The 1,294-nt window shown below is 71.7% G+C and carries 1 protein-coding gene and 1 pseudogene; one reads left to right on the top strand and one right to left on the bottom strand.

Going from position 1 to position 1,294, the window contains the following annotated elements; translation table 11 throughout:
- Nucleotides 1–227: pseudogene (locus tag ACFWW8_RS38625) on the top strand (hypothetical protein); the annotation flags it as partial.
- 146 nt (nucleotides 228–373) lie between these two features.
- Here the strand turns inward: ACFWW8_RS38625 and ACFWW8_RS38620 are convergent.
- Nucleotides 374–706 carry an STAS domain-containing protein gene (locus ACFWW8_RS38620; RefSeq protein WP_386537623.1) on the bottom strand — a complete coding sequence of 111 codons (333 nt, stop codon included), beginning with the start codon at nucleotides 704–706 and terminating at the stop codon, nucleotides 374–376.
- Between the last annotated feature and the right edge of the window lie 588 nt (nucleotides 707–1,294).

The raw sequence follows: 1,294 nt of genomic DNA, 5'->3' as shown, positions 1-1,294 counted from the left end.
CCCTTACCTGGCTCGGCCCCGACGAACAGGACGCGATCAGCGACCGCTTCGCCCAGCACCACCTGAGCATGCGCCGCAAGATGCTGGCCGCGACCATTGCGCGCGCGGCAGAACTCAAAGACGAATACGCACACCGCTACAGCCGGCTGTGCCGACGCGCCACCGGGCTGGTGGTCGGCGTCCTCGCTCTCTGGACAGGCGTCCTGACCCTTCTCTGCCGCCGATGACCCACGCTCCCGCAGAGACCTGCGAGGTTGCCCCCGGGCCGCGCCGAGCCGATCGGCGCGACCCGGGCAAGCGGGGACACGGACAACACGAGAACGGACCGCCGGTCCCGCCGGGCTCGGGCCCGGTACCCGCCCGCGCGCTCCTGCTACTCGGCTGCGGTGTCGGCGGTGGCGTCTTCCACGGTGAGTACCCGGTCGGTGCCGGTCACGGCCAGGAGGCGGGCGAGCTGGCGTGGCAGGGGGCCGACCAGACGCAGATCGCATGCGCCGTGGAGGGTGAGGAGGAGGTTCAGGAAGGTGGAGTCGCCGAAGGTGACGCCGCGGACGTCCAGGGCCAGCCGCTCTGCACCGGCCTCCGCGAGGGCTGTCTCGCACGCGGTTCGGATCGGGGTGAGGGTGCTGTAGTCGAATGCGCCCGCGCAACGTACGATTCGCTGCCCGTCACGGTCGGGCTGAACGGTCACCGTCGTCGGTTCCACAACGCCTCCTTGATACGTGTGAAGAGCTCTTTCCCTCTCGGCCTGCCCAAACCCGTGGCCACTCGCTGACGGCCTCAGGGAAGGGGGATTCGGCTCAGGCGCAGGACGGCTCGGATGGTTTTGCCGCCGGGGCGGGGGGTGATGTCGATGTGCTCGGCGAGGCTTGGATGAGCGGTCACCCGTATCCGCCGGGCCGGCCGGGGTCACCCCGGTGGGATGACGGTGTGCGCGGCCGGGGGCGCCGACGTGGCGGCGGGCGGCGGCCGACGTGGTGACGGCCGGCTGGTCGCCGCCCTGAGGGCGGTCCGAGCCGGGTGTGCCGTCGGCTGCTGCGGGCGTGGTCATACCGTGGTCACGTGCCCTGCCTTGCAAGAGTCATGCCGCCCCGGCCTGCTCGGCGGCGGTGTGTCGATCAGGATGTCACGTCCCGCACGGGCATCCTGCGGCAAGCCCGGCGTCAGAGGCCGAGTGCCTTCGGGGAGGTGTCGGTGCGGGGGCCGTGCCAGTCCAGGCACAGCACGGTCGCGTCATCCCTCGGCGGCTGGCCGTCGTAGACGTCGGTGACCGCGCCGACCAGAGCGCGCACGA

The organism is Streptomyces sp. NPDC058701, assembly GCF_042715295.1.
GTDB lineage: Bacteria > Actinomycetota > Actinomycetes > Streptomycetales > Streptomycetaceae > Streptomyces.
This window is presented reverse-complemented; position numbering and strand designations above follow the sequence as displayed.